This is a genomic window from Endozoicomonas sp. SESOKO3 (assembly GCF_024606255.1).
In genome coordinates, this window is sequence record NZ_JAHHPR010000749.1 from 1 (window position 1) to 24,345 (window position 24,345).

Sequence of the window (24,345 nt, forward strand, 5' to 3'; positions counted from 1 at the left end):
GCGCCCCCATGGGAATCCCCCACTGATTTCTTGAATCAGTGGGGGAGGATGTCAAAGAGATCAGATCCTTACTTGTACGCTTTACTTTTTTGAGGACCAAGGCCATCCTCCTGCTGCGATTCAACGGGCTTGCGCTTTCGATGTCTTATTTTATGTTCCGTCAGGGCCTTGGCATTCTTGCACACCTTGCCGCATGGTCGCTGCTGGCCATCCTCTCCGACCACCCTCGCGTCACAGTTTTGTTGTCCGGTGTGGTATCTTCTTTTGTGATCTGAGAGGGCCTGAGGATTTTTGAAGACCCTCCCGCATGAGCGCTGCTGACCATCTTCCCCGACCATTATTGCGAAGCAGCTTTGTTGCCCCCTGTGGACTTTTCTTATGTGGCCTGTCAGGGCATTGACATTCTTGCAGACCTTCCCGCACGATTGATGCAGACCATTCTCCCCGACCACAGTCACGTTACAGGTTCGTTGTCCGCTGTGATTTTTTCTTTTGTGATCCGAAAGGGCTTTGGCGCTGCTGCAAATCATCCCACATGTCTGCCGTTGGCCATCCTCTCCGGGCACGGTCACCACGTCACAGGTCCGTTGCCCAGTGTGGAGTTTTCTTTTGTGATAGATCAGAGCTTGAGCATTCTTGCAAACCATACCGCATAGCTGCTGCTGGCCATCCTCCCCGATCATTGTCGTGTCACAGGTTTGTTGCCCGGTGTGGTCTTTTCTTATGTGATATCGCAGGGATTGACCATTCTTCCAGACCATACCGCATCGCCGCAGCTGGCCATCCTCATCGATTACGGTCAGGTCACAGGTTTGTTGCACCATGTGGTTTCTTCTCTTGTGTTCCAACAAGGTTTTAGCATTGATGCAGATCATCCCGCATGGCCGCTGCCGGCCATCCTCCCCAATCACTTTTACTTGACAGGTTTTCGGCCCGCTGTGGTATATGCTCTTGTGAGCTGAAAGTACTCCGGCATTCTTGTAAACTTTCCCGCATGGCCGTGGCTGACCATCCTCCCCAATTTCTGCCACGTCGCAGGTTTGTTGCCCGCTGTGTTTTTTTCTTTTGTGACCCCTCAGGGCATCAGCATTCTTGCAGACCTCAGCGCATGGTCGCTGCCGGCCATCTTCCCCTACTACTGTCATGTCACAAATGTGTTGTTTAGTGTGGTATTCGCTTTTGTGATCGGACAGGGCTGCTATTGAACCTTCCCGGAAAAGATGAGCTTGACTCTGACCCGATTGGGATGGTTTATAGGTTTGTTGTTGTATTTCTGAATGGGGAAGCGAAAAGAAAAGCCCGCCTTCTTTGGAAAAATGATGCAGGTTGAGAGGCTCGGCAGGGGGCGCTGAATAGTGGGCTCCCGCACTCATTGGTTGTATCGTGTTTACAGGATAAAAATGACCTTCGCTATTGAAGTATTCTCCATCAGACAAATGGGGCCACAGGCTTTCTGTGTAATTCTGCGGCCATTCAGCGGGCCCTCTGTTATCGGATATTAGCCGTAATTGACAAAAGCCATGACAGGGATGGACGAAACAATTTAAACCCAAAGTATGAAGGAGTTGTTGAGGGCTCTCGCTACCGTCGTCAGAGTCAAAATGCAAGAGGCTGATGAAATTGCCTGTGTGGTGGCTGATGGCACCCGGGAGTTGCTGCCCCGATGATTCTGATGGCTGGCCTGATTGTTGGTCTTGTCCAGAACTAAACGTTACGATGAGGGTGGCAAACGGGTGATCCTGATTCGGTTCTTTTTGTTCGATTGGGCTAAACGACGTTGAATCAGGATTCCAGTAGCTTTCTGAAAACCGACCGAGAGCAACAAACATTTCCAGAGGGAACCATGAATATGAGGTGGCGCGCAGAGAGACGTCTCCGGTAGTCAGGATTGGTTCGTAACCCAGCAGGAGGGGGGTGGCGTGGAGCCATTGCCACGAAAACGACTTAAGAATGGTCGTTTTTGCCCGGTAACCGCCAGTTCCTGATGGTTTGTCATCAGGCAGCGAATCTGATTCTGCATAGTCGTTTGTATCGGCAATGTCTGATGGGTTGTCTGGCAATCTTTGCTGATCAGGCTTTGTAGATAAGCTTTGGTTTGGATAGCCTGTTTTCCCTTCAAATTCGACAGTAAAACGTCCTGTCCACGGTTCGGCCCGACAGACGACAAAAAACAACAATGGCAGCAACAATGTTACCGCAAAGAGTGAGTGTTTAATCATTCTATCCTTGCGTCCTGATATACAGAGAGGAAGGATAGATCAAGAAAATAAGTGTGTTTTTTGAAATCCCCGGGCCACTCAGGTAAAGCCGTTAAGCCTTAATGAAGGGGAGGGCAGATCAGATCGTTCTTATTTACTTTATTGAGGTTCTTTGTCATCGTACTGCTCCCTGTCAACGAGCTTGCGCTTTCGATGTCTTCTTTTGTGATCTTCCAGAGCTTGAATATTCTTGCAGACCTTCTGGCACGGCCGCTGCTGGCCATCCTTTCCGACCAATGTTATGGCACAGGTTTGTTGTCCGCTGTGGACTTTGCTTTTGTGATTCGAGAGGGCTTGAGCATCCTTGCAGAACTTGCCACATTGCTGCTGAAGGCCATCCTTCCCGACTAAAGTCACGTCACAGGCTTGTTGCCAGGTGTGGGCTTTTCTTTTGTGATCCGTCAGGGTTCTGGCGCTTTTGCAGATCTTCCCACATGGCCGCGGCTGGTTATCCTTGCCGACCACGGTTATGGCACAGGTTCTTTGTCCGCTGTGAGCTCTTCTTTTATGATCCGTCAGAGCTCTGGCACACTTCCAGATCGTTCCGCATGGCCGTGGCTGGCCATTCTCCCAGACTAAGGTTATGTCACAGGTTTGTTGCCCGGTGTGCTCTTTTCTTTTGTGTTCCCATAGGGCGTTAACATTCTTGCAGACCATTCCACATGGTCGCCCCTGGCCATCCTCTCCGGTCACTGTTACGTCACAGGTTCTTTGCCCGCTGTGGCATGAGCTTTTGTGAACCGAAAGAACCTCAATATTCTTGTAGACCCTACCGCATGACTGTTGCTGGCCATCCTTCCCGATCACAGTCACGTTACAGGTTTGTTGCCCGCTGTGGTATCTTCTTTTGTGGTCCGTCAAGCCTTTAAGGTTCTTGCAGACAGTCCCGCATGGCCTCTGCTGGCCATCCTCCCCGATTACTGTCCTGTTACATTTTTGTTGCCTGCGATGGAAGCTTCTTTTGTGATTCCCCAGAGCGCAAGCATTCCTAAAGACAATTCCGCATGGTCGCTGCTGGTCATCCTTCCCAACCACGGTCACGTTACAGGTTTTTTTCCCGGTGTGGTATTTGCTTTTGTGACATGACAGGGATTGAGCATTGCTGAAGGCCCTCCCGCATGGTTGCTGCTGACCATCTTTCCCGACCAATGTTATGTTGCATATTATATGTTTTTTGTCGTATATGTTTTTGTTATTCGGCTGCGCTTGTGTTGTGACTGTCCGGGAAAGATAAGGTTCGCTCTGAGCCAATCGGGATGACTCCGTGGCGTTTTGCTGCGTTTTTGAATGGGTAACGGGAATCCCGACTTCTTTGAGACTACCACCCAGATCGAGTGGCCTGCCAGTGGTCATCAAGTCATCAGCGTTGAAAGGCAAATTCCAGAGCATTAAAGCATCATCATTGAGTGGCTCGGCAAGATTGGTTGTATAGGTTGTTCCGGCACTCATCATGAGCGTAGCGTTAACGGTATCAGCATGAACTATGCAACTAAAGCACTGTCCATTGGCTAAATGGGGGCATGAGCTTTGATCATGTAGTGCTCCTGTGTGGCCTGTCGAACTTTCTACGAAGTTCAGCGACCATTCAGAGGGTGCTGTGTTATCGGATGATTTTCTGAGTTTACAAACGCCACGACAGGGATAGACAAAACAATTTAAACCCAAAGTATGCAGGTGTCGTTGAGGACCGCTGTTATCGTCGCCATAGTTAGTACTCAGGGAGCCAGTGAATGAGCCTATACAGTGGGTGGATGTTCCCGGGGCTTTTTGGCTGGATGATTCAGATGGCTGGTGTGGTTGTTTATGGCCTGAGCCAAGCATTGTAGTGATGGCCGCAGACGGGTGATCCTGTCCCACCTCTTGTTGTTCAGTGAGGGTAAAAAGCGGTGAATCAGAGTTCCAATAGTTTTTTAAAAGCCAACTGACAGCGACAAACACTTCTACAGGCAACCCGGGATAAGGAGTGGAGCTTACGGGGGTATGTTTGGTGTTCAGGATCAGTTCGTAATCAACCAGCAGGGTGGAGGCATAAAGCAATTGCCACGAAATCGACTCAATAAGGGCGGGAGGGACACTGTAACAGCCATGTATCTTTTGTTTGTTATCAGCTAGAAAATCTGAACTTGCATAACTGTTTGTTTCGGCAATGTTCGACGGATTATCCGAACGTCTGAGATGGTCAAGCTTTATACGAAAGCTCTGGTTTGGAAAAACTGCATTTCGTCCAAATTCGACAATACAGCATTCTGTCAAAGGTTGAGCTTGACAGGCGACAGGCAGTGTCAGTACCAGCATTGCAGACAAGAGTGAGCGTTTAATAATTCTACACATGCATTCTAGTTGGTAGAGAGGAAGGATAGACCAAACAATAAGAGAGTTTTTCTGTCAGAAACCTTCTGTTAAAAACCAAAGCTTTGCACAGGGCAAAAAAATACCAAAGGCTGTGCCCATCTGCTTTTTTTTCTGGCATTAACCACCGTCAGTTAATGACTGAAGTTTTGCCAAGTCCATTTAAACGAGCAATGTCTTTTGGTAGTCCTGAGTCGTTCTGGAAAAACCGCCTAACCTTCATAAAAGGGTGGGCGTCAGATGAATCGCTACTTATTCACTTGGCCTTTCTGAGGTTGGATTACCCGGGGTCTCATCCACGGGCTTGCGCTTTCGATGACTTCTTTTGTGTGCCGAAAGGTTTTTAGAGCTCTTGAAGAGTTTTCCGCATGGTCGCAGCTGGCCATCCTCTCCGACCACGGCTGAGTCACAGGTTTTTTGCTCGCTGTGATGCACTCTCTTGTGGTCCGACAGAGATTGGCCATTCATGAAGACTTTCCCACATGGCTGCGGCCGGCCATCCTCCGCGATCAGGGTCATGTCGCAGGTTTTTTGTCCACTATGATATAGGTTTTTGTGACTCGCCAGAGTTTGAGCATTCTTGCAGATTCTTCCGCATGGCCGCGGTTGACCATCCCACCCGATCATGGTCACGAAACAGGTTTTTTGCCTGGTGTGTTTTCCGCTTTTGTGACTCGACAGGGCTGCAGCATTCTTGTAAATCTTCCCGCATGGCCGAGGCTGACCATCCTCCCCGGTCACTATCACCTCACAGGATCGTTCTCCGGTGTGTGCTCTGACTTTGTGAGACGAAAGTGCCTGACTATTCTGGCAGACCTTCCCGCATGGCCGCTGCTGGCCACCTTCCCCAACCACTGTTGTTTCACAGGTTCTTTGCCCGGAGTGATAGTTGTATTTGTGAGCTGACAGTATTTTGTGATTCTTGCAGACTTTTCCACATGGCCGCGACTGGCCGTCATCACCGACCACGGTTTCGTAGCAGGTAAGGTACCCGGAGTGATCCCTGATTCTGTGATCCGGGAGGGGCTTTGCTGTGCCCGCTTGTGAAGGGTGAAGTTGTCGCTGGCCCAATTGAGGTGATTCGGAAGTTGTTTGTTGTGTTTCTGAGGTTCCCATTAAGGAAAAGGGGGGGAGAGGCATTAAGGAGAGCTCGATTTCTTCGGGATACCTGCATGGATCGGCTGGCTCATTAATGAACCCAAAATCATCAGTGTTGTTGAAAGGCAAGTTCCGGAACGCTGGCGGGCAATGATTGAGTGGCCCGGAAGGGGCAATTGTATGCGCGGCCCCTGCACTTATCGAGCCTGTACAGTTTAAGTTATTGGACGGGTCACGATTAATATCATGAGGATGTGGTCCAGACAGTTGGTCGTGATGGTATGGGGGAGCACTTTCAAAAAAATCATCCAATATTTTGGAAATCCAATATTCTTCGGGCTGTTCAGCTTTTAAAGGGCCAGCATGGCCTATGCAATCATAGCTTGGTCCATTCGTGAAATGAGTGTACGAGTGTTCTATGCTATCCGGAGACCATTCAGCCGACCCTGATCCGTCGTATGGTGGTCCAAATTGACAAGCGCCATGACAGGGATGGACAAAACAATTTAAACCTAAAGTATGTGAGTGCTGTAGAGGGCTGCCGCCGCCGGAGCCAGAATAGCCGCCGAAGCCAGAATAAAAGAGGTTGGTGAAAGAGCGCCTGTGGCAAGTGGTGGTTTGCGTGGTTCTCTGGCCGGATGATTCTGATGGCTCGTGTTGTTGGTTATCTCCTGAACCCGTCATCATTGTGATAGTTGTTAATGGGAAATCCCTCTGTTTCAGCATAGATGTTGCCTCTTGATGTTCAATCAGGTTAAACAGCGGTGAATCGGAGTTCCGGTAACTTCTTAAAAACCAGCCGACAGCAACAACCGCTTCTACAGGTACCCATGAGTAGGGAGCTGGGAATAGAGGGACATCTTTGGTTTTCAGGATCAGTTCGTAACCAGCCAGCAGCTGAGTGACGTAAAGCCATTGCCACGAAATCGACACAATAATAGTCGTTCTTGCCTTGTTTCCACCCGTACTATGGCGTTTGTCATCGGGCGTTGAATCTAATTCTGCGTAGTCTTCTGTGTGGGTAATGTCTGACGGGTTATCTGGTAGTACACGCAGGTCACGTTTTACAGAAAAGCTCTGGTTTGTTTGTTCAAGCTCGATAATAAAAGGTTCTGTCAATGATTCGGCCATACAGGCGACAGACAACAACTGCAGAGACAACAATAGCAATAACACTAGCAACAACAGTAGTGTCGCAAAGAGAGAGCGTTTAATGATTTTATCCCTGTATTCTTGTTGACAGAGAGGAAGGATAGACCAAGAAAATAAGAGCGTTTTTTTCTGGAAACCCATCGAAGCGCTGATAAATCCCTGGTTGGGCCCGGACATATTCACTTTACATTCTCAAGGTTAAAGGTCATCGTCCTGATCTGTATGATCAGGCTTGCGTTCCCGATGTGTTTTTTTGTGCTCCGACGAGGTTTTGGCACCCCAACAGACCATCCCGCATCGACGCGGCTGGCCATTCTTCCAGAACACGATCGTTTTACAGGTTCGTTGCCCTGGGTGGTATTTGGTTTTGTGAGAGGATAGAGATTGAGCATTCTTGAAGATTTTCCCGCATGAACGCGTCTGGCCATTCTTCGCGATCACGACCCGGTCACAGGTTTGTTTCCCGCTGTGCTCTTTTCTTTTGTGATCCGTCAGAATTCTGGCATTCTCGCAAAGCAGCCCGCATCGCTGCTGCTTGCCATACTTCCCGATCACGGTTAAGTCACAGATTTTTTGCCCGGTGTGATATCTACTCTTGTGAGATGAAAGTGATTGAGGGTTCCTGCAGCGCACCCCGCATGGCTGCCGGCCTTCCCTCCCGACTACGGTTACATCACAGACGCTTTCTCTGGTGTTGTTTTTGTGCTCCGACAGAGTTTCTGATGCACTTGTCTGGAAAAGAGAAGGTTGGCACTGATCTGATTGATGTGACTCAGTGGTTATTGATTGTGTTTCTGAAGTTTTCACTGAGGTGAGTGTGTTTATTGGCGTAGGGGAAAAACCCGCTTCTTCGAGAAGACTACATGAATCGAGTGGCCCATGAATGAACTCAAAACCATTGGCGGTGGAAAACGTATTCTCCGGCGTACTGGCGACCCCGCCTGCGGCGAACTCGTCTATATAATTGCAGCTATTGGCCGGATTTCCAGTACTGTCATCCGGCTCTGACTCAAATAGTTGGTCGTAATGGTACGGGAATTGTTCGTCAGTGAGTTCACTCAATAATGCAAACAGTGATTTTTCCCGGGACTGTGAAGCTTTTGCAGGATCAAAATGGCTTACGCAATTAAAGCAATGTTCATCGGCTAAATGGGGGCATGAGCTTTGTCCGGGAGTTCCTGACTGAGCGGTTTCTATTTCTGGCATCGACTCTGGAGTTTTTATCGAAGCATCAGACCGCTCACAGTGCAGTTCAGCAGACTCTCCGCTACCGGATGGTGGTCGGAAACTACAAACACCATGACAGGGATGGACAAAACAATCTAAACCCAAAGTATGCAGGTTTGGTTGAGGGCCTTCGTTGCCGTCATCAGGGTCAGAATACAAGAGACGAGTGAAATAGCCTATAGGGCGGTAGGTGGCTTCCGGGGCCTGCTGCCCCGATGATTCTGGTAACTGGTATTGTGGTTGGCCTTGTTCAGGGGCTGGCATAGTAGCGATGACCTCCAACGGGTGATTCTGGCTCGCCCCCTGTTGTTGAATCAGGTTGAGTCGTTCAATCGAGTCAAATAGCGGTGAATCGGGTTTCCAATCGCTTTTCAAAAGCCAACCGATAGCGACAACCACTCCTATGGGAAGCCATGGATATGAGGTTGTGCCCAGAGGGGCGTCTCTGGTAGTCAGGATCAGTTGGTAACCAATCAGCAGGTGAGTGACTTGAAGCCATTGCCACGAAACCGATTCAATAAGGGGTGTTTTTGTGTTGCAACCACAAGATCTTTTTCGTTTGTTGTCTGGTGGCGAATCTAATCCTGCATAACCGTTTGTGTCGGCAATATATGTTGGACTGTCTGACAGTGTATGCCGGTCTCGCTTTATAGAAAAGCTTTGGTTTGGAGACCCCGTTTTCTGTTCGAACTCGTCAAGAAAGCGTTCTGTAAATAGTTCGGCCTGACAGACAACAGATGACGCAAGTAGTGACAACAGTAGCAACAACATCGAAGTCGAAAAGAGGGAAAGTTTAATAATTCTATCCTTGCCTTCTGGTTGACAGGGAGTAAGGATAGACCAAGAAAATAAGGGCGTTTTCTTTCAAAAACCAATGAAGTGTTGCTGCACTATTTAAACGATCGTTGTCTTTTGGGAGGGAGATCTCATGAAAGGGCCGGTGTCAGATCAGTCGTTTCTTATTCACTCTTCCTTCTTGAGGACTGGAGTTATCGTTCCGGTCCAAATCACTGGACTTGCGTTTTCGATGTGCTCTTTTGCGATCCCATAGGACTTGTGCATCAATGCACTGCTTTCTGCATGGCCGCGGCTGATCATCTTTCCCGACCAAGGTCACGTCACAGGTTTGTTGCCCGCGGTGGTCGCTGCTTTTGTGATCTGTCAGGGCCCTGGCATTCTTACAGATCTTCCCGTATGGTCGCTGCTGAGCCTTTTCCCCAGCTAAGGTTATATTACAGGTTTTTTGCTTACTGTGGTCTCTTGTTTTGTGATTGTAGAGGGCTTGAACACCCTTGCAGACCTTTCCGCATGATCGCTGCCGACCATCCTCCCCGACCACGGTTACTTGGCAGGTCCGTTGCCCGCTGTGGACGTTTCTTTTGTGGTTCGACAGGGACTTGGCACTTTTACAGACCGTTCCGCATGGCCGCAGCTGGCCGGACTCCTCGACCACGGCTACGTCACAGGTTCGTCGCCCGCTGTGGACATTCCTTTTGTGATTAATCAGGTCTCCATTATTTTGGCATAGTTTCCCGCATGGTTGCTGCTGACCATCCTCTCCGACCACGTTCACGTCACAGGCTTTTTGCCTGCTGTGGATTCTGGTTTTGTGATTTGATAAAGCTTTAGCATTTTTGCAGGTTGTCCTGCATGGTCGCTGTTGGCCATCCTTCCCGATCACGGTTACGCCACAGGTTTGTTGCCCGCTGTGTTCATTTCTTTTGTGATCCGTCAAGACTTGACCATTCCTGCAGATCTTTCCGCATGGTCGCGGCTTGCCATCCTCGCCGATCACTGACACTTCACAGGTTTTTTGTCCGGTATGGTATCTGCTTTTGTGAACCGAAAGGATTTGAGCACTCCTGCAGATCTTTCCGCATGGTCGCGGCTGTCCATCCTCCCAAATCACTATCACTTTACAGGTTTTTTGCCGGTTAGCATCAGTTGTAAAGGGGTCTCCTGCTCTCATTGATTCTGAGGGAACCCTGTCTACAGAGTGGCAGCTATTGTCTCTGTTCACGTCAATGCCGTAAGGCTGTGGCTCAGATACTTCTCTGGAATTGCATTGAAATTGAATATCAGGGAGATCCAGCGATGGGTATGGTTGGGAGCGTGCATTGAGTAAAGGGGCATAATGACCCATGCAACTAAAACAGTATCCACTGGCCAAATGCGGGCATGAACTCTGCCCGTAATTCAGTGGCCATTCAGCGGGTTCATTGCTATCGAATGATAGTCGGAAACTACAAACGCCATGACAGGGATGCACGAAACAATTAATATCCAAAGTATGTTGGTGTGGTAGAGGGCCGCTATTACCGCCGCTGGAGCCAAAATCCGTGGGACTGGTGAAAGAGACGGTAAGGTGACTGATGGCTTTTGGAGCTCCCCGATCGGATGATTCTGATGGTTGGCCTGATGCTCGGGCTTGTCCAGAGCCAGGCATTAGAATAATGCCCGCAAATGGTTGATTCTGACTCATCTCTTGTCGATCAGTCAGGCTAAGTTGTTCAGTGGGGTTAAACAGTGGTGAATCGGAGTTCCAATAGTTTTTCAGAAGCCAACTGACAGTGACAACCGCCTGGAGAGGTACCCATGAATAAGGAGTGGCGCATAGTGGGCCATCTCTGGGGGGCAGAATCAGTTCGTAAGCAAACAGCAGGTCAGTGGCGCAAAGCCACTGCCACGAAATTGATTCAATAGGGGGCGTTTTTGTCCTGTAATCGCAAGCTCTCTGTCGTTTGTCATCAGTTGGCGAACCTGATTCTGAATAGCCGTTTGTGTCGGTAATATCTGATGCTCTGTCTGACAGTGTATAGCGGCCATACTTTATAGAAAAACTCTGGTTTGGAGAAGTTGTTTTCTGTTCAGGCATGACAATATAACGTTCTGTCAACACTTCGGCCTGGCAGATGACGGACAACAGGAGCAGCAGAGGTGTCACAAAGGGTGAATGTTTAATAATTCTATCCTTGCATTCTGGTGACTAGAGAGGAGGGATAGATCAGGATAATAAGTCTATTTTTCGTGTAAAACCCACTGAATAGCCGTAGCATCTCTTTAGGTTAACATTGTCTTTTGATTACCCCTTATCGCTCCGCAAAAAATTGCTAACCCCTCCTGAAATAACGGGTGTCTGATCAGATCGTTACTTATTCACTTTACTTTTTTGAGGACTCAAATCATCGTCTCGATTTTTATCAACAGGCTTACGCTTTCGGTGTCTTCTTTTGTGCTGAGAAAGGTCTTTAGCATTCTTGCAGAGTTTTCCGCATGGTTGCTGCTGGCCATCCTCCCCGATCACTCTGAGATCACAGTTTTTTTGCCCGCTGTGGAATGCCCTTTTGTGAACCGACAGGGCCCCGGCATCCTTGCAGATTGAACCGCATGGCCTCGACTGACCATCCTCTCCAATCACTGCTGCGTCACAGGTTTTTTGCCCAGTGTGGTATATGCTTTTGTGACTCGACAGGGATCCGGCATTCTTGAAGACCTTGCCGCATGGCCTCGGTTGGCCATCCCCCCCGATCACTGTTAAATCACAGCTTTTTTTCCCAGTGTGGTATGAGCTTTTGTGACCCGACAAGGCTCCGGGATTCCTGCAGATTGTCCCACATGGTCGCTGTTGGCCATCCTCTCCGAATACGATTACATCACAGGTTTTTGGCCCGCAGTGTGCCCTGCTTTTGTGATCCGACAGAGCTTTGGCATTTTTGCAGAACTTTCGGCATGGCTGAGGCTGGCCATTATCACCGATCATTACCTCGCCACAGATTTTTGGCTCGCAGTGGTATCGGTTTTTGTGAACCGTGAATAAACGAGTATTCCTGAAGATCTTACCGCATGGTCGCTGGTGACCATCCTCCCCGACCACTGTCATGTCACAGGTTTTTTGCCAGGTAGCTTCAGCTGTAGAGGCTGCCCCTGCAGTCACTGAGTATGAGGTGACCCCGGATAAGGCGACCCCGTCTAGGGCGACCGCGACCCCGTCCAAGAATAGTTGGCCAGACCATTGGCGCTGATTGACAGGCGGGCCATCCATTGTTTTGGAGAGCGAAGTGTTTACAAAATCAAAGTTATCTATGCAGCTAATGCAGTGGCCATATGCCAAGTGGGGGCATGAGCTTTCTAAGGAATTCAGAGGCCATTCAGCAAACTCTCTGCTACCAGATGATAGTCGTAAACTGCAAACGCCATTACAGGGATGGACGAAACAATCCAAACCCAAAGTATGCTGGTGTTGTTGAGAGCCTCTATTACCGCCGACAGAGCCACAATACAGGGAGCTAGTGAAAGAGCTTGTAGGTTGGGGCGGCGCTTGTGGGACTTGCTGCCCCGATGATTCAGATGGCTGGCCTTGTTTTTGGACATGTCCGGGGCTGTGCATCATAGCGGTGATCGCAAACGGGTGATCCTGACTCACCATCTGCCGTTTCATCGGGTCAAACAACAGTGAATCGGGATTCCAATAGCTCTTTAAAAGCCAACGTAAAACGACAACAACTTTTACAGGTACCCATGAACAGGGGCTGTAGCATAGAGTGGCGTCGCTGGTGGTCAGGATCAGTTTGTAATCAACCAGCAGACGAGAGGCATAAAGCCATTGCCACGCAATCGATTCAATCAGGGTCGATTTTATCCCATAACAGCTGGGTCTCTGTGGTTTGTCATCAGGCAGTGAATCTGATCCTTCATAGCCGTTTGTATTGATAATATCTGGCGGTTTGTCCGGCGGTGCATGCTGGTCAGTCTCTATAGAAAAGCTGCGGTTTGTCAGGCCGTCTTCAGTCCAGGCTCAACAATATAATGTCTTCTCAACTGATGAGCTTCGCAGGTGGCAGACAACAACGTTAGCACTAACAGCAGTGTCGCAAAGGGTGGTTGTTTAATAATAGTGTTCTTGCATTCTGGTGGGTAGAGAGGAAGAATAGATCAAGATAATAAGTGTGTTTTATTATAAAAAAACCAATGAAACGCTGCTGCATACTTTAGAAAAACATTGTCTTTTGATGGTCACTTATCGATCCGGCAAAATCGCAAACCTTCATTAAAAAGCGAGTGTCTGATCAGATCGTTACTTATTTACTTTACCTTTTTTAGGGCTGAAGTTATCGTCTTTATTCAAATCATCAGGCTTGCGTTTTCGATGTCTTATTTTGTGCTTCATCAGGGCATGTATACTGTTGAACACCTTCCCGCATGATTGCTGCTGGCCATCCTTCCCAACTACTTTCAGGTCACAGGTTTGTTTTCCGGTGTGGTATATTCTTCTGTGATTTGCCAGGATTTTAGCATTAATGCAGACCATGCCGCATGGTCTCTGCAGGCCATCCTCTCCGATCAGTATTCTGTCACAGGTTTGCTCTCCGGTGTGATCTTTTCTTTTGTGACCCGACAGGGCTTTAGCATTAATGCAGACTTTGCCGCATAGTCGCTGCAGTCCATCGGCTCCGGTCAGTGTTCTGTCACAGGTTCTTTGCCCAGTGTGATATGCGCTTTTGTGGACCGACAGGGCTCCAGCATTCTTACAAACCGACTCGCATGGCCTTGGCTGGCCATCGTCACCGATCACGGTTACCTTGCAGGTTCGTTGCTCGCTGTGGACTTTGTTTTTGTGGGATGCCAGGGATCGAGCATTCTTACAGAACTTCCCACATGGCCGTGACTGGCCATCTTCGCCGTTCACTGTCACGTCACAGGTCGTTTGCTCGGTGTTGTTTTTGTTTTTGTTTTTGTGATCCGGCAGAGTCGGTAATGTGCCTGTCTGGGAAAGATGAGAATAGCTCTGACCTGATTGAGGTGACTCAGTGGTTGTTTGTTGTGTTTCTGAGGTTTCCACCAGGGGAAGAGTGTCTGTGGATACAAGCGAGAACCCGGCTTCTTCGAGAAGACCGCATGGATCGAGTGTCTCATAAATGAACTCAAAATTATCAGCGGTGGAAGACAATTTCTCGAGCGTGTCAGTGGCCACTGCAGCCACTGAGATTGAGGCGTCCCCCCCTGTAAGGTTGCCGCTATTGGTCAGGTTCCCACTGTGGTCATCCGGCTGTGGCTTCAATGGTTGATCGTAATAGAATGATAATTGTTTGTCATTGAGTTCACTCAATAGTGCGAAAAGCGATTTTTCCTGAGACTGTGTAGCGTTTTCAGGCTCAAAATGGAATATGCAGCTAAGGCATTGCTCATCGTTCGAATGGGGGCATGAGCTTGGTTCGGGTGTTGCCTCTATTGGTCGGAATTGACAAACGCCATGACAGGGATGAACGAAACAATTTAAACCCAAAGTATGTGATTGTTGTTGAGGGCCTCCGTTATCGCCGCCAAAGCCAGAATACGGGAGGCTCGTGAAAAAACTTGTAGAGTGGGTGGTGGCTTGTGGGGCTTGTCGCCCCGGTAATTCTGATGACTGGTGTGGTTGTTGGTTATTTCCAGAGCCCAACATCAGAGTAATGGCTGCAAACGCTTCCACAGATAGCTGCGAATAAAACTCAGAGCTTAAATAGTGGTCTCTGTTTTTCAGGATCGGTTCGTAACCCAACAGCAGTGAAGAGGCGCACAGCAAGTGCCACGAAATCGACTCAATAATGGTTGTTTTTACTCTGTAAACGCCGGGGCTTTGTGGTTTGTCATCAGTGGGGGAGTCTGAGCCTGCGTAACCGTTGTCATTGGCAATGACTGAAGGGTTGCCCGGCAATCCGGGCAGGTAATGCTTTAAAGAAAAGCTTTTGTCTGGAGAATCTGCACTCTCTTGAAGCTCGACAATAAAATGTTCTGTCAACAGCTGAGCCTGACTGGAGGCAGATAACGATAGCAGTAACGCAAAGAGTAAGTGTTTAATCATTGTATCCTTGCATTTTCTGATTTGAAGGGTGCAAGGATAGACCAAGAAAATAAGCGAATCTTTATGTTGAAGACCTTCTGCGAAAAATCTATTGAAACACTGTGCACTCGTCGGTGAGCAATGACAGCGTGATCTCTGGTCATCCGAGCAACAGATGAATGATTTCAGCCATCGCTTTAGACGAGCAGTGCCTTTGGATGAAAGGGTGGGTATTGATCGCTATTTATCCTTCTTATCTTCACTTTGTGATTGATGCGCTTTCTGTTTGTGAGATCTCAAGTCTTCAGCACGACTAAAGATCCTTAAGCATGGTTGCTGCTTGCCATCCTTTGAGACAACTATCTCCATACATCTTCTTCCAATGCAGTGGAAGTCTCTTTTGTGACGTTCCAGCACGAGAGCATTACTGAAAACTCTATGGCACGGTGGGCCAGAGACCCCGTACCCGAGTGGTTCGTCACAGATTTTTTGCCCGCTGTGGTCTCTTTTTTTGTGAAGCTCCAGTTCTCTTTCACTCATGCAGGCCTTTTTGCATGGCCGACGCTGGCCATACTTCTCCCTCACTGTCTCGTCACAGGTTATTTTCTGGTTGGGCTTTCTTCTTTTTTGCATCGACATGGCTCGATAATACTCCCTGCAGGCTATCCCGTATGACTGCATCTGGCTGTCCTTCCCGACCACTGTTGCGAAACAAGTTGCCTGTCCAGTTTGGTATTTGTTTTCATTATACGACTGTGTTTTCTCTGTGCCTGAATGCATCTGATCGTCCTTCCTGACTATTTTTGCGAAACAAGTTGCCTGCCCAGTTTGGTATTTTTTTTCACTATACGACGGTGCTTTCTCAGCGCCTGACGAGGAAAGGTGAACAGTGCTGTGTTTTTGTTGGTCTGCTCTGCTGTGCTGGTCATTTGCATGGTGATCAGGAGCATGGCTTATGAAAGTGAACTGGTCTCCACTGTCCAAATTGGGCATAGAACTTTGCTCGGGTGTTGCCTGTGATTGTCGTAATTTACAAGCACCATGACAGTTATCTACGAAACAATTTAAACCCAAAGTATGTTGCTGTTGTTCAGGGTGTCCGTTACCGTCGTCAGAGTCAGAATGCTGGAGGCTAGTGATAGTGCCTGTATGTTGGGTGGTTGTCCCTGAGCCTTGCTGGCCGGATGATTTTCGTGGCTGGCCTTGTTGTGAGCCATGTCCGGGGCTAAGCATCATGGTAGTGATCGCAAACGGGTGTTGTCCGCTCGGGTTAAACATCGGTGAATCGGGGTTCCAGTAGCTTTTCAAAAGCAAACCGACAGCGGCAAATGCTTCCATAGGTAACCACGAACAAGGGTTAGCACTTGGGTGGCCGTCTCTGGTTTTCAGGATCAGTTCATAACCCACCAGCAGACCAGTGGCGTAGAGCAATTGCCACGAAAGCGATTCAATAGTGGATATCCTTACTCCGAAAACGCCGGATCGGTGTGGGTTGTCATCAGTGAGGGAATCGGATCCTCCATAGCCGTCGGTGTCGACAATGACTGAAGGCTCGCCCGACAATCTGCTCCGGTCATGCTTTATGGAGAAGCCTTTGTCCGGAGATCCTGTACTCTGCTGAAACTCGACAACATAATGTTCTGTCAACAGTTGAGCCCGACAGGTGACAAACAACGACAGCAACAGCAGCGCCGCAAAGAGTGAATGTTTAATCATTGTATCCTTGCACTTTCTAGTGTAAAGAGTGCAAGAATAGACCAAGAAATTAAGCGTATTTTTCTGCCAAAGATCTTTCTTTAGGCGAGTGGTGTCTTTTGATAGTCCGGGACCGCTTCGCTAAAACCGCACACTTCATCAAAGAAATTGTTGCAAAAGCGGTGGGCAAAGCTGAGCTACCCTTCCAAAAGGTTTTGAAAGAGTGGGTGTCAGATAAATCGCTGTTTATCCTCTTGCACTTCGATTACTCCGATTCACATGAACAGGTCTGGGTCTGTGGTACTCTCTAATATGCTCCGCCAAGTCTTGAACATACCAAAAGAGTCGCCCGCATGGTTGCTGCTGGCCATTCGCCCCTACCACGGTCTCTTCACAGATATGTTGTCTGGTGTGTTTTGAGCTTCTGTGAACCGACAGGGCTTTGGCATTTCTGAAGAGCCAACCGCAGGGTCGCTGCCGGCCATTCTCATCGATCTCTGGTATGTCACAGATTTGTGGCCTGCCGTGGTATTGACTTTTATGAGCCAGCAGAGCATTAGCGTTGTTGAAGACTGACCCGCATGAATGCGGCCGACCAGATAAATCGCGAAATTGTACGTCACAGGCTAATTGCCTGTTGTGGCTTCTTTTTCGGTAAGCCGGCAGGGCTCTTACCTTGCCTGCCTGAGAACAATGAGGTTTTCTGTGCGCCAATTGAGGCAGTTCCGTTGTTTGTGTGGTTATTTGTTGTGTTTGTGAAGTCCCTGCTACCGAGGCTGACGCTAACTGGGTGAGCGAAAAGGAGAATCTGACTTCCGGGGAAGGGTAGCTCCGTTGATCGAAGTCTTCATCGGGTCTTGAGCTTTGTTCTGGTGTCGGTTGCGACTGTCGGAATTGACAAACGCCATTACAGTTATCTGCGTAACAGTTTAAACCGAAAGTATGTTGGCGTTGTTCAGGGTCTCGGTTACTGCCGCCAGAGTCAGAATGCCGATGGCTGATGATAGTGCCTGTCAGTTGGGTGGTTGAACCTGAAGCTTGCTGGCCGGATGAGTCTGATCGCTGAACTTGTTTTGAGTTATGTTCGGGGCTAAGCATCATAGTGTTGATCGCAAACGGGTAATCCTGATTCGCCTCTGGTTGTCCAATCGGGTTGAAAATAGGCGAGTCAGGGTTCCAATAGCTTGTTAAAAGCCAGCCGATGCTGATAAACACACCTGCAAACAGCCACGAATCAGTTTTGGCGCCCGGAGAGTGGTCACTGAAGGTCAGGGTCAGTTTGTAACCAACCAGCAGAGTGGCTGAATAGAGCAAATGCCATGAAATCGACTCAATAATGTCCGTTTTTACCCCATAACCGCCGAGTCCCAATGGTGGGTCATCTGCCAGAAAGCCTGACCGCGCATAGCCGTTTTTGTTGTTAATGCCTGAAGCATTGCCCGGTAATGTATGTCGGTCAGGCTTGATAGAAAAGATTTTGTCTGGAGAACCTCCATTCTGTTGAAGCTCGACAATATAGCGTTCAGTCAACAGTTGTGCCTGACAGGTGAAAGACAAAGGCAGAAGCAACAGCAGTACTGCAAAGAATGGTTGTTTTATCATTTACACGTTCTGGTTTGTGGAGCAGAAAGTGTAGACCAGGAAAGCACGAATGCTTTTTAAAGACCTTCTGTTGAAAACCAAAGGTAGAACATGGCAAGAAATCGTTGCAGAGCGGCCTGCCTTGTGCAGGGTGTATTTTGGTATGGGAGCCTGTGGTGTGCCCGGAACAGCCCCATAAATTGTGACTGCTTATCCGGGCGTCGTTTATTCAGCCATCAAAAGTATTGTTGAGCTTCTTCTCAACCATGACTTTCCTGAGCTTGGCGAAGCGTGGCAGACCATTGAGGTAAGGTGGGTATTCTTCACCTTCAATCAGAGGTTCAAGGTATTCCCGGCAGACCGGGGTAATGCCGAAGCCTTCAGCATCAATGAACTCCATGGGCATTTTCTTTTCGTAGTTAGCTACTTCTTCGAGCTGAACTTCACCGATAGACCATCGATAGGGCGCATTGGATTCACGGGTGATACAGGGCATTACGGCGTTCTTGCCAGTGACCGCCAGTTCAACGGCCGCTTTACCCACCGCATAAGCCTGCTCAACATCTACTCTTGAGGCAATATGTCTGGCTGAACGCTGCAGATAGTCTGCCACCGCATAGTGGTATTTGAATCCGTGTTCCCGCTTGATCATGGTGCACAGTGCAGGTGCCACCCCCCCGAGCTGGTGGTGGCCAAAAGAGTCAATGACCGTGGTCGAGGCCGAGACAAAGCTGCCATCTGCGTACTTGGCGCCTTCCGAGGCAACAATCACACAGTAACCTTCTTCATCCACGGTTTTCTTGACCTTGGCCAGAAACTTTTCTTTATCCAGTGGTGTTTCAGGGAACACAATAATGTGAGGAGGATCACCATTCTGACGGGCTGCCAGTCCGGCAGCCGCCGCCAGCCAGCCGGCATGGCGACCCATCACTTCCATGACAAAGACTTTCGTCGAGGTATCGCACATGGAGGCAATATCGTGGCTGGCTTCTTTGGTGGAAACCGCAAGGTATTTGGCGGCTGATCCAAATCCGGGGCAGTTGTCGGTTACCGCCAGGTCATTATCGATGGTTTTGGGAATGCCAATGCAAGTAATGGGGTAACCCATTTTTTCACTGAGCTGGGACACCTTCAGAGCAGTATCCATGGAGTCGTTACCACCGTTGTAAAAGAAGTAGCCGATATTGTGTGCCTGAAACACTTCAATCAGTCGGCGATATTCTGCTTCACTCTCTTCAAATGATTTGAGTTTGTAACGGCACGATCCAAATGCTCCACCGGGGGTCCGGTGAAGCGCTCCGATGGTTTCGTGGGATTCATAGCTGGTGTCGATCAGCTCTTCCCTCAGCGCTCCCAGAATACCGTTATAGCCCGCATAGACCTTACCAATTTGGTCCGGATAGCGACGTGCAGTCTCGATAACGGCGCAGGCACTGGCGTTGATAACCGCTGTTACGCCCCCTGACTGCGCATAAAATGCATGTTTGATTGACATCCTGAGTGGCTCTCGCTGAATAGTAATCTTGACTTTGTATGTTTCTGTTGTTCTAAGGTAAAGCGGGTTTCGCTCCGAATAATACTTAAAACAAGCCTGTTTGTCCGTTTATTTAGCGGAATTTTTTCTGTAAAAAGGTAAGGAAAGAGTCTTAAAAGAACGGCCAAAACGACTTTACAGTGGCCATACCGTTTTCAGAACCGCTTGCGGCCACCAGAGCCGCCAGCGACCGATGATGAGTAAGGATGATATGCGCATACATATTCTGGGAATCTGCGGCACATTTATGGGAAGCCTTGCACTTCTGGCCAGGGATATTGGCTTCAGGGTCAGTGGTTCCGATGAACATGTCTATCCCCCCATGAGCACACAGCTGGAGGCACAGGGCATTCAGTTGATGCAGGGCTATCATATCGAACATCTGGACGATAAGCCGGATCTGGTCGTGATAGGGAATGCCATGAGCCGGGGGAACCCCATTGTGGAATATGTTCTGAACGAGGGGCTTGCTTACACCTCGGGTCCTCAGTTTTTTGCCGAGCACATTCTCAAAGACAAATGGGTGATGGCAGCCGCTGGCACTCACGGCAAAACCACAACCGGCAGCATGCTGGCCTGGATTCTGGAACATGCCGGCATGGCGCCGGGCTTTCTGATCGGTGGCATCCCGGCTAACTTTGGTATTTCGGCAAGAATGGGAGAGACTCCGTTTTTTGTGGTCGAAGCTGATGAGTATGATACGGCCTTCTTCGACAAACGCTCCAAGTTTGTACACTATCATCCCCGAACAGCCATTCTGAATAACCTTGAATTTGACCACGCTGATATCTTCGACAATCTGGATGCCATCCAGAAGCAGTTCCATCACCTGGTCAGAACGATACCAGGCGATGGCCTGATTATTTCTCCGGCGGACTGCGAAGCCCTGAACAAAGTTCTGACAATGGGGTGCTGGTCGGAACGGGAGCACTTGGGAGTCGAGTGGACGACCCGCCTGATTGAGCCTGACGGCAGTGTTTTTGATGTCTTGTACCAGGGGAAGGTGGTCGGCCGGGTAGACTGGTCGCTGACGGGTGATCATAATGTTGCCAACGGTCTGGCTGCAATGGCCGCTGCCCGGCACGTTGGGGTATTGCCTGCTCTGGCTTGTGAAGCACTTGGCCTGTTCAAGGGGGTCAAACGCAGAATGGAATTGCTGGCAGATATAGAAGGCATCAAAGTGTATGATGACTTTGCCCATCACCCGACGGCTATTGAAACCACTTTGAATGGCTTACGTGCCCGACATCAGAATAACCGCATCCGGGCTATTATCGAGCCGCGTTCCAATACCATGAAAATGGGCATTCATGGCAATGCTTTGTCGGATTGTGTTAAGAATGCGTCCGAAGTTGTCTGGTTTCAGCCCAAAGATATTGCGTGGCTGAAGGGTGATTTCATTGATAAAAGCCCTGTACCTGCCCGTGTAATGTCGTCCACTGAGGAGATTATCGACTATCTGATCGAAACCTCTGAGAGTGGTGATCATCTGGTCATCATGAGTAATGGTGGCTTTGAGGGAATTCATCAGCGTCTGCTGGTGGCGCTTAACGAAGCAGCAATAGAAAAAGGTTAATACATTGGCTGAGAGAATAACTCTTGCTATCACCGGGGCTTCCGGAGCCCAGTACGGACTCAGGTTGATGCAGTGTCTTGTCGCTTCCGGGGCAGAGATTTTTTGTATGATTTCAAGAGCCGCAAAGGTGGTGATTGAAACCGAAACGTCTCTTCATCTGCCTGACGGTGATCGTGAAGCTGAGGCTGTTCTTATTGATTACTGCCAAGCCAGAGCCGGACAGATCAGATTATTGGGTCATGAAGACTGGATGTCGCCAGTAGCCTCAGGCAGTGGCGCGCCCAGCAAGATGATTGTCTGTCCCTGCAGTTCAGGTACTTTGTCGTCTATAGCTTATGGAGCGAGCAATAATCTGATCGAAAGAGCGGCAGATGTCGCTTTGAAAGAGCGCAGAAAACTGGTTCTGGTGCCCAGAGAAGCACCGTATTCAGAAATTCATCTTGAGAATATGCTTAAGTTGACCCAAATGGGGGCAGTGATTTTGCCAGCATCACCCGGATTTTATAACAAGCCTGAAAGCGTGGAAGATCTGGTCGATTTTGTGGTGGCCAGAATACTAAGCCAGTTGGACATCGAACAGTCACTGATGCCAAGGTGGGGAGAGTCGTATATCAGTTAACTCGCAGCCGCAGGTTGTGAAGCCAGAGAGCCAGTGCATCAAGATAAAGTATTATCCGGGTCTGTTCATCCGCTGTCTGAGCGGTCACTTCAGGTTGGAAGGCTTCAGGAAGTTCCTGTTTCACCACTTCCAGTTGATAGTGAGCATGGGGCTGGTCAGAAATGACCAGTGTTTTGCCGGGAGCCGGTGAGGCTTTCAGCCATTGAATCAGGGTGTCCCGCGTGTTGGCTCTGTGCCAGTGACGCTGTTTCCAGACCCTGGGGGAGTCAATAAATTCTACCGGTAGCTTTTTCATCTCCTCCGGAAGTTTCATGGTTGCAAACAGTTGAACCGCGCCTTCTGTCTCTGTGATGGGACGGGCTGCATCGGCACTTTTTCCCTGAGCCTGCCTGCCAATGCCACTGGTCACCAGATTGTCAATGTTATCAATGTCCTCTTTCAATGGACGTTGTCCTACCAGGAAAATGATTTTGTTAAACCTGACACCTTCCTGCCAGAGTCTGGAGAGGTGGTTGAGTCTTCGTTCCATTCCGGGAACGGTGGCACCCAGAATTAAGCTGTACTCATAATTTGTGGAAGAAGGGAGCAATTCCTGAACGAGATCAAGCGTTTTAAGGTGATCCATGATCGTTTCATGCTGATCCGCTGATAAAGGCAGGTCTTGCATTTCCCAGCGCTCCTGACCGGGTTGTCGGCGCCATTGTTGAGAAGCAGAGATCAGTGACTCAAGGGAATAGGAGTGAGGGATACCGACTTCGTCCATTAAAGTGGCCAAGTCTGACAGTTTTACGGGGTTAATGACCGTGGCATGATCCAGAAGCGAACTGTCAGAGGTACGGTTATGTCGGTGCATAGAGTCCTTCCATGGATTCAGTCAGAAGTGCGAAAAGGCAGGTGCTAAAGCATTACTAAAAGCTGCACAAGAATTTTTCGGCCGGGAAGTAAAGTGGTTTAGTTAGTCTGTTCTCCGGGTTGTTCTGATCTTCAGGTTTTGGAGCCAGAGGGCTAAAGCATCCAGATACATGACGATCTGGCCACCAGGATCTGCCTCTTGGGCCGTTCCCTGGGTAGTAAAGCCTTCAGGTAATTCCTGTCGGATGACCTCCTGCTGATAAAGAAGATGAGGCTGGTTCGATACGATCAGGGCAGAGCCGGGTCTGGGGTTACTGTTCGCCCAGTTTTTGAAACTGTCTCTGGTGTTGCCGCGCTGCCATCGATCCACCAGCCAGGTTCGGCTTGTTGAGAAGAATTCGACAGGGATTGCTCTCATGTCATCAGGCATCTCAGTGGCCATATAGACCATCCTGGCGGCCTCTTTTTCCGTCGCAGGACGGGCCTTTTGTTTTTTATCTTTGGAAGCCTCTTGGCCAATCACTTCAGACACCAGTATTTCTGTCAGGTCGATGTTGTCCTGAATGGGGCGCTCTCCTGATAAAAAAATGATTTTGTCGAATCGGACGCCTTCCTTCCAGAGCGAGACAAGATGCTGAAAACGACTTTTCATTCGTGGTGCTGTTGCACCCAGCAACAGAGCGTAATCAAAATGCTTTTTATCGGGTTTCTGCTTATAGATTAAGCCCAGGGCTTTCAGGTGCATCATCACCTTTTTTTTCTGTTCATCAGAAAGCTTCAGGTCTCCCACCTCCCAGCGCTCCTGCCCGGGTTTTCTCCGCCACTGCTGTGTGGCTTCGACCATAGAGTTAAATTCTTTTCTGTGGGGAGTGCCTGTTGCTAAGAGCAGAGCCGACAGTGATTCCAGCTGTTGCTGGCTTAATGCCGGGTCAGCAGCCAGAGCTCTGGCAGTCAGGAGGAGACTTAGTACAAGCCCCGACAGCGAGGGCTTATAACATTGATAAGAGCTGAGGTTCATGGCCATTTCTGTATCTATTTAAAACATTTCAAGATAGATCAGTTTGTGGCTCAATGGGGTAAAGACGGAAGAGAGGACTGCGCTACCGCATTGATCAGGCTCTTATCCAGATCGGGCAGGGCCCAGGCTTCGGGATAGTTTTTTGAGAGTTCTTTAATCATGACCGAATACTCTTCGGCCGGTTTATTCAGAAGATACGTCAGGAAAGTATAGATACGGTTGGACATTTGATGGTTAAACTGTGTCATCTGCTCTTCTGAGATAGCTTTGGCTTTTTCAGCCTCTTCCAGGACCGAATTACGGGTGCAGTTAGCGGCAATCATCAGGGCCAGTTTCTTGACGGTATCATCATTCATGGGACTTCCTCAGCTCGTGTGTTTTCTTATCTTCAGTGTAGATCGGTTAAATTCGGTCAAAGTAAAGCAGGATCTTTTATAACGGTTAATTGAGACAGGGGTATGCAAGAAAGGGAGCACAGAGACTCCCTGATTTCAAAGGTTGAAAGTTCATGGTGGTTCAGTGAAACCGCGCAATATCTGAAGGATTGCCGATTCATTGTTTTGCGA

The 24,345-nt window shown here is 49.0% G+C and carries 15 protein-coding genes; 2 read left to right on the plus strand and 13 right to left on the minus strand.

What is annotated here, in order from left to right; translation table 11 throughout:
• Positions 1–68: 68 nt before the first annotated feature.
• The 10 genes from KDK18_RS13150 to KDK18_RS13195 all read right to left on the minus strand — a co-directional run bounded on the left by KDK18_RS13150 (position 69) and on the right by KDK18_RS13195 (position 19,675).
• Complete coding sequence (locus KDK18_RS13150; RefSeq protein WP_257255383.1) at positions 69–2,219, minus strand: hypothetical protein; 2,151 nt, start codon at positions 2,217–2,219, stop codon at positions 69–71.
• 138 nt (positions 2,220–2,357) lie between these two features.
• Positions 2,358–4,589, minus strand: a complete 2,232-nt coding sequence (locus KDK18_RS13155; protein ID WP_257255384.1) for a hypothetical protein — start codon at positions 4,587–4,589, stop codon at positions 2,358–2,360.
• A gap of 270 nt (positions 4,590–4,859) precedes the next feature.
• Positions 4,860–7,034: a hypothetical protein gene (locus KDK18_RS13160; RefSeq protein WP_257255385.1), complete on the minus strand. Its 2,175-nt coding sequence runs from the start codon at positions 7,032–7,034 to the stop codon at positions 4,860–4,862.
• Between the two features lie 21 nt (positions 7,035–7,055).
• Positions 7,056–8,855 carry a hypothetical protein gene (locus KDK18_RS13165; RefSeq protein WP_257255386.1) on the minus strand — a complete coding sequence of 600 codons (1,800 nt, stop codon included), beginning with the start codon at positions 8,853–8,855 and terminating at the stop codon, positions 7,056–7,058.
• Between the two features lie 172 nt (positions 8,856–9,027).
• Positions 9,028–11,028: a hypothetical protein gene (locus tag KDK18_RS13170; RefSeq protein WP_257255387.1), complete on the minus strand. Its 2,001-nt coding sequence runs from the start codon at positions 11,026–11,028 to the stop codon at positions 9,028–9,030.
• 204 nt (positions 11,029–11,232) lie between these two features.
• Positions 11,233–12,534: a hypothetical protein gene (locus KDK18_RS13175; protein ID WP_257255388.1), complete on the minus strand. Its 1,302-nt coding sequence runs from the start codon at positions 12,532–12,534 to the stop codon at positions 11,233–11,235.
• A gap of 624 nt (positions 12,535–13,158) precedes the next feature.
• Entirely contained in the window at positions 13,159–14,925 is a 1,767-nt protein-coding gene (locus KDK18_RS13180; RefSeq protein ID WP_257255389.1) for a C2H2-type zinc finger protein, read from the minus strand.
• A gap of 219 nt (positions 14,926–15,144) precedes the next feature.
• On the minus strand, positions 15,145–16,620 hold the full coding sequence (locus KDK18_RS13185; RefSeq protein ID WP_257255390.1) for a hypothetical protein: 1,476 nt from the start codon (positions 16,618–16,620) through the stop codon (positions 15,145–15,147).
• A gap of 225 nt (positions 16,621–16,845) precedes the next feature.
• Complete coding sequence (locus tag KDK18_RS13190; RefSeq protein WP_257255391.1) at positions 16,846–18,201, minus strand: hypothetical protein; 1,356 nt, start codon at positions 18,199–18,201, stop codon at positions 16,846–16,848.
• Positions 18,202–18,409: 208 nt separating this feature from the next.
• On the minus strand, positions 18,410–19,675 hold the full coding sequence (locus KDK18_RS13195) for a 6-phosphofructokinase (RefSeq protein WP_257255392.1): 1,266 nt from the start codon (positions 19,673–19,675) through the stop codon (positions 18,410–18,412).
• Between the two features lie 250 nt (positions 19,676–19,925).
• On the opposite strand from KDK18_RS13195, the gene mpl reads away from it, so the two are divergent.
• Together mpl and KDK18_RS13205 are read left to right on the plus strand one after the other, a co-directional pair.
• Complete coding sequence (mpl, locus tag KDK18_RS13200) at positions 19,926–21,290, plus strand: UDP-N-acetylmuramate:L-alanyl-gamma-D-glutamyl-meso-diaminopimelate ligase (RefSeq protein ID WP_257255393.1); 1,365 nt, start codon at positions 19,926–19,928, stop codon at positions 21,288–21,290.
• Positions 21,291–21,357: 67 nt separating this feature from the next.
• Positions 21,358–21,909 carry a flavin prenyltransferase UbiX gene (locus KDK18_RS13205; protein ID WP_373690706.1) on the plus strand — a complete coding sequence of 184 codons (552 nt, stop codon included), beginning with the start codon at positions 21,358–21,360 and terminating at the stop codon, positions 21,907–21,909.
• Here the strand turns inward: KDK18_RS13205 and KDK18_RS13210 are convergent.
• The 3 genes from KDK18_RS13210 to KDK18_RS13220 form a co-directional block, all read right to left on the minus strand.
• Positions 21,902–22,762 (minus strand): hypothetical protein, encoded by an 861-nt coding sequence (locus KDK18_RS13210; RefSeq protein ID WP_257255395.1) that lies wholly within the window; start codon positions 22,760–22,762, stop codon positions 21,902–21,904. The two genes, KDK18_RS13205 and KDK18_RS13210, sit on opposite strands and share 8 nt — an antisense overlap.
• Positions 22,763–22,864: 102 nt before the next feature.
• Positions 22,865–23,779 (minus strand): hypothetical protein, encoded by a 915-nt coding sequence (locus tag KDK18_RS13215; RefSeq protein ID WP_257255396.1) that lies wholly within the window; start codon positions 23,777–23,779, stop codon positions 22,865–22,867.
• Positions 23,780–23,829: 50 nt separating this feature from the next.
• Complete coding sequence (locus tag KDK18_RS13220; protein WP_257255397.1) at positions 23,830–24,135, minus strand: hypothetical protein; 306 nt, start codon at positions 24,133–24,135, stop codon at positions 23,830–23,832.
• Positions 24,136–24,345: the final 210 nt, after the last annotated feature.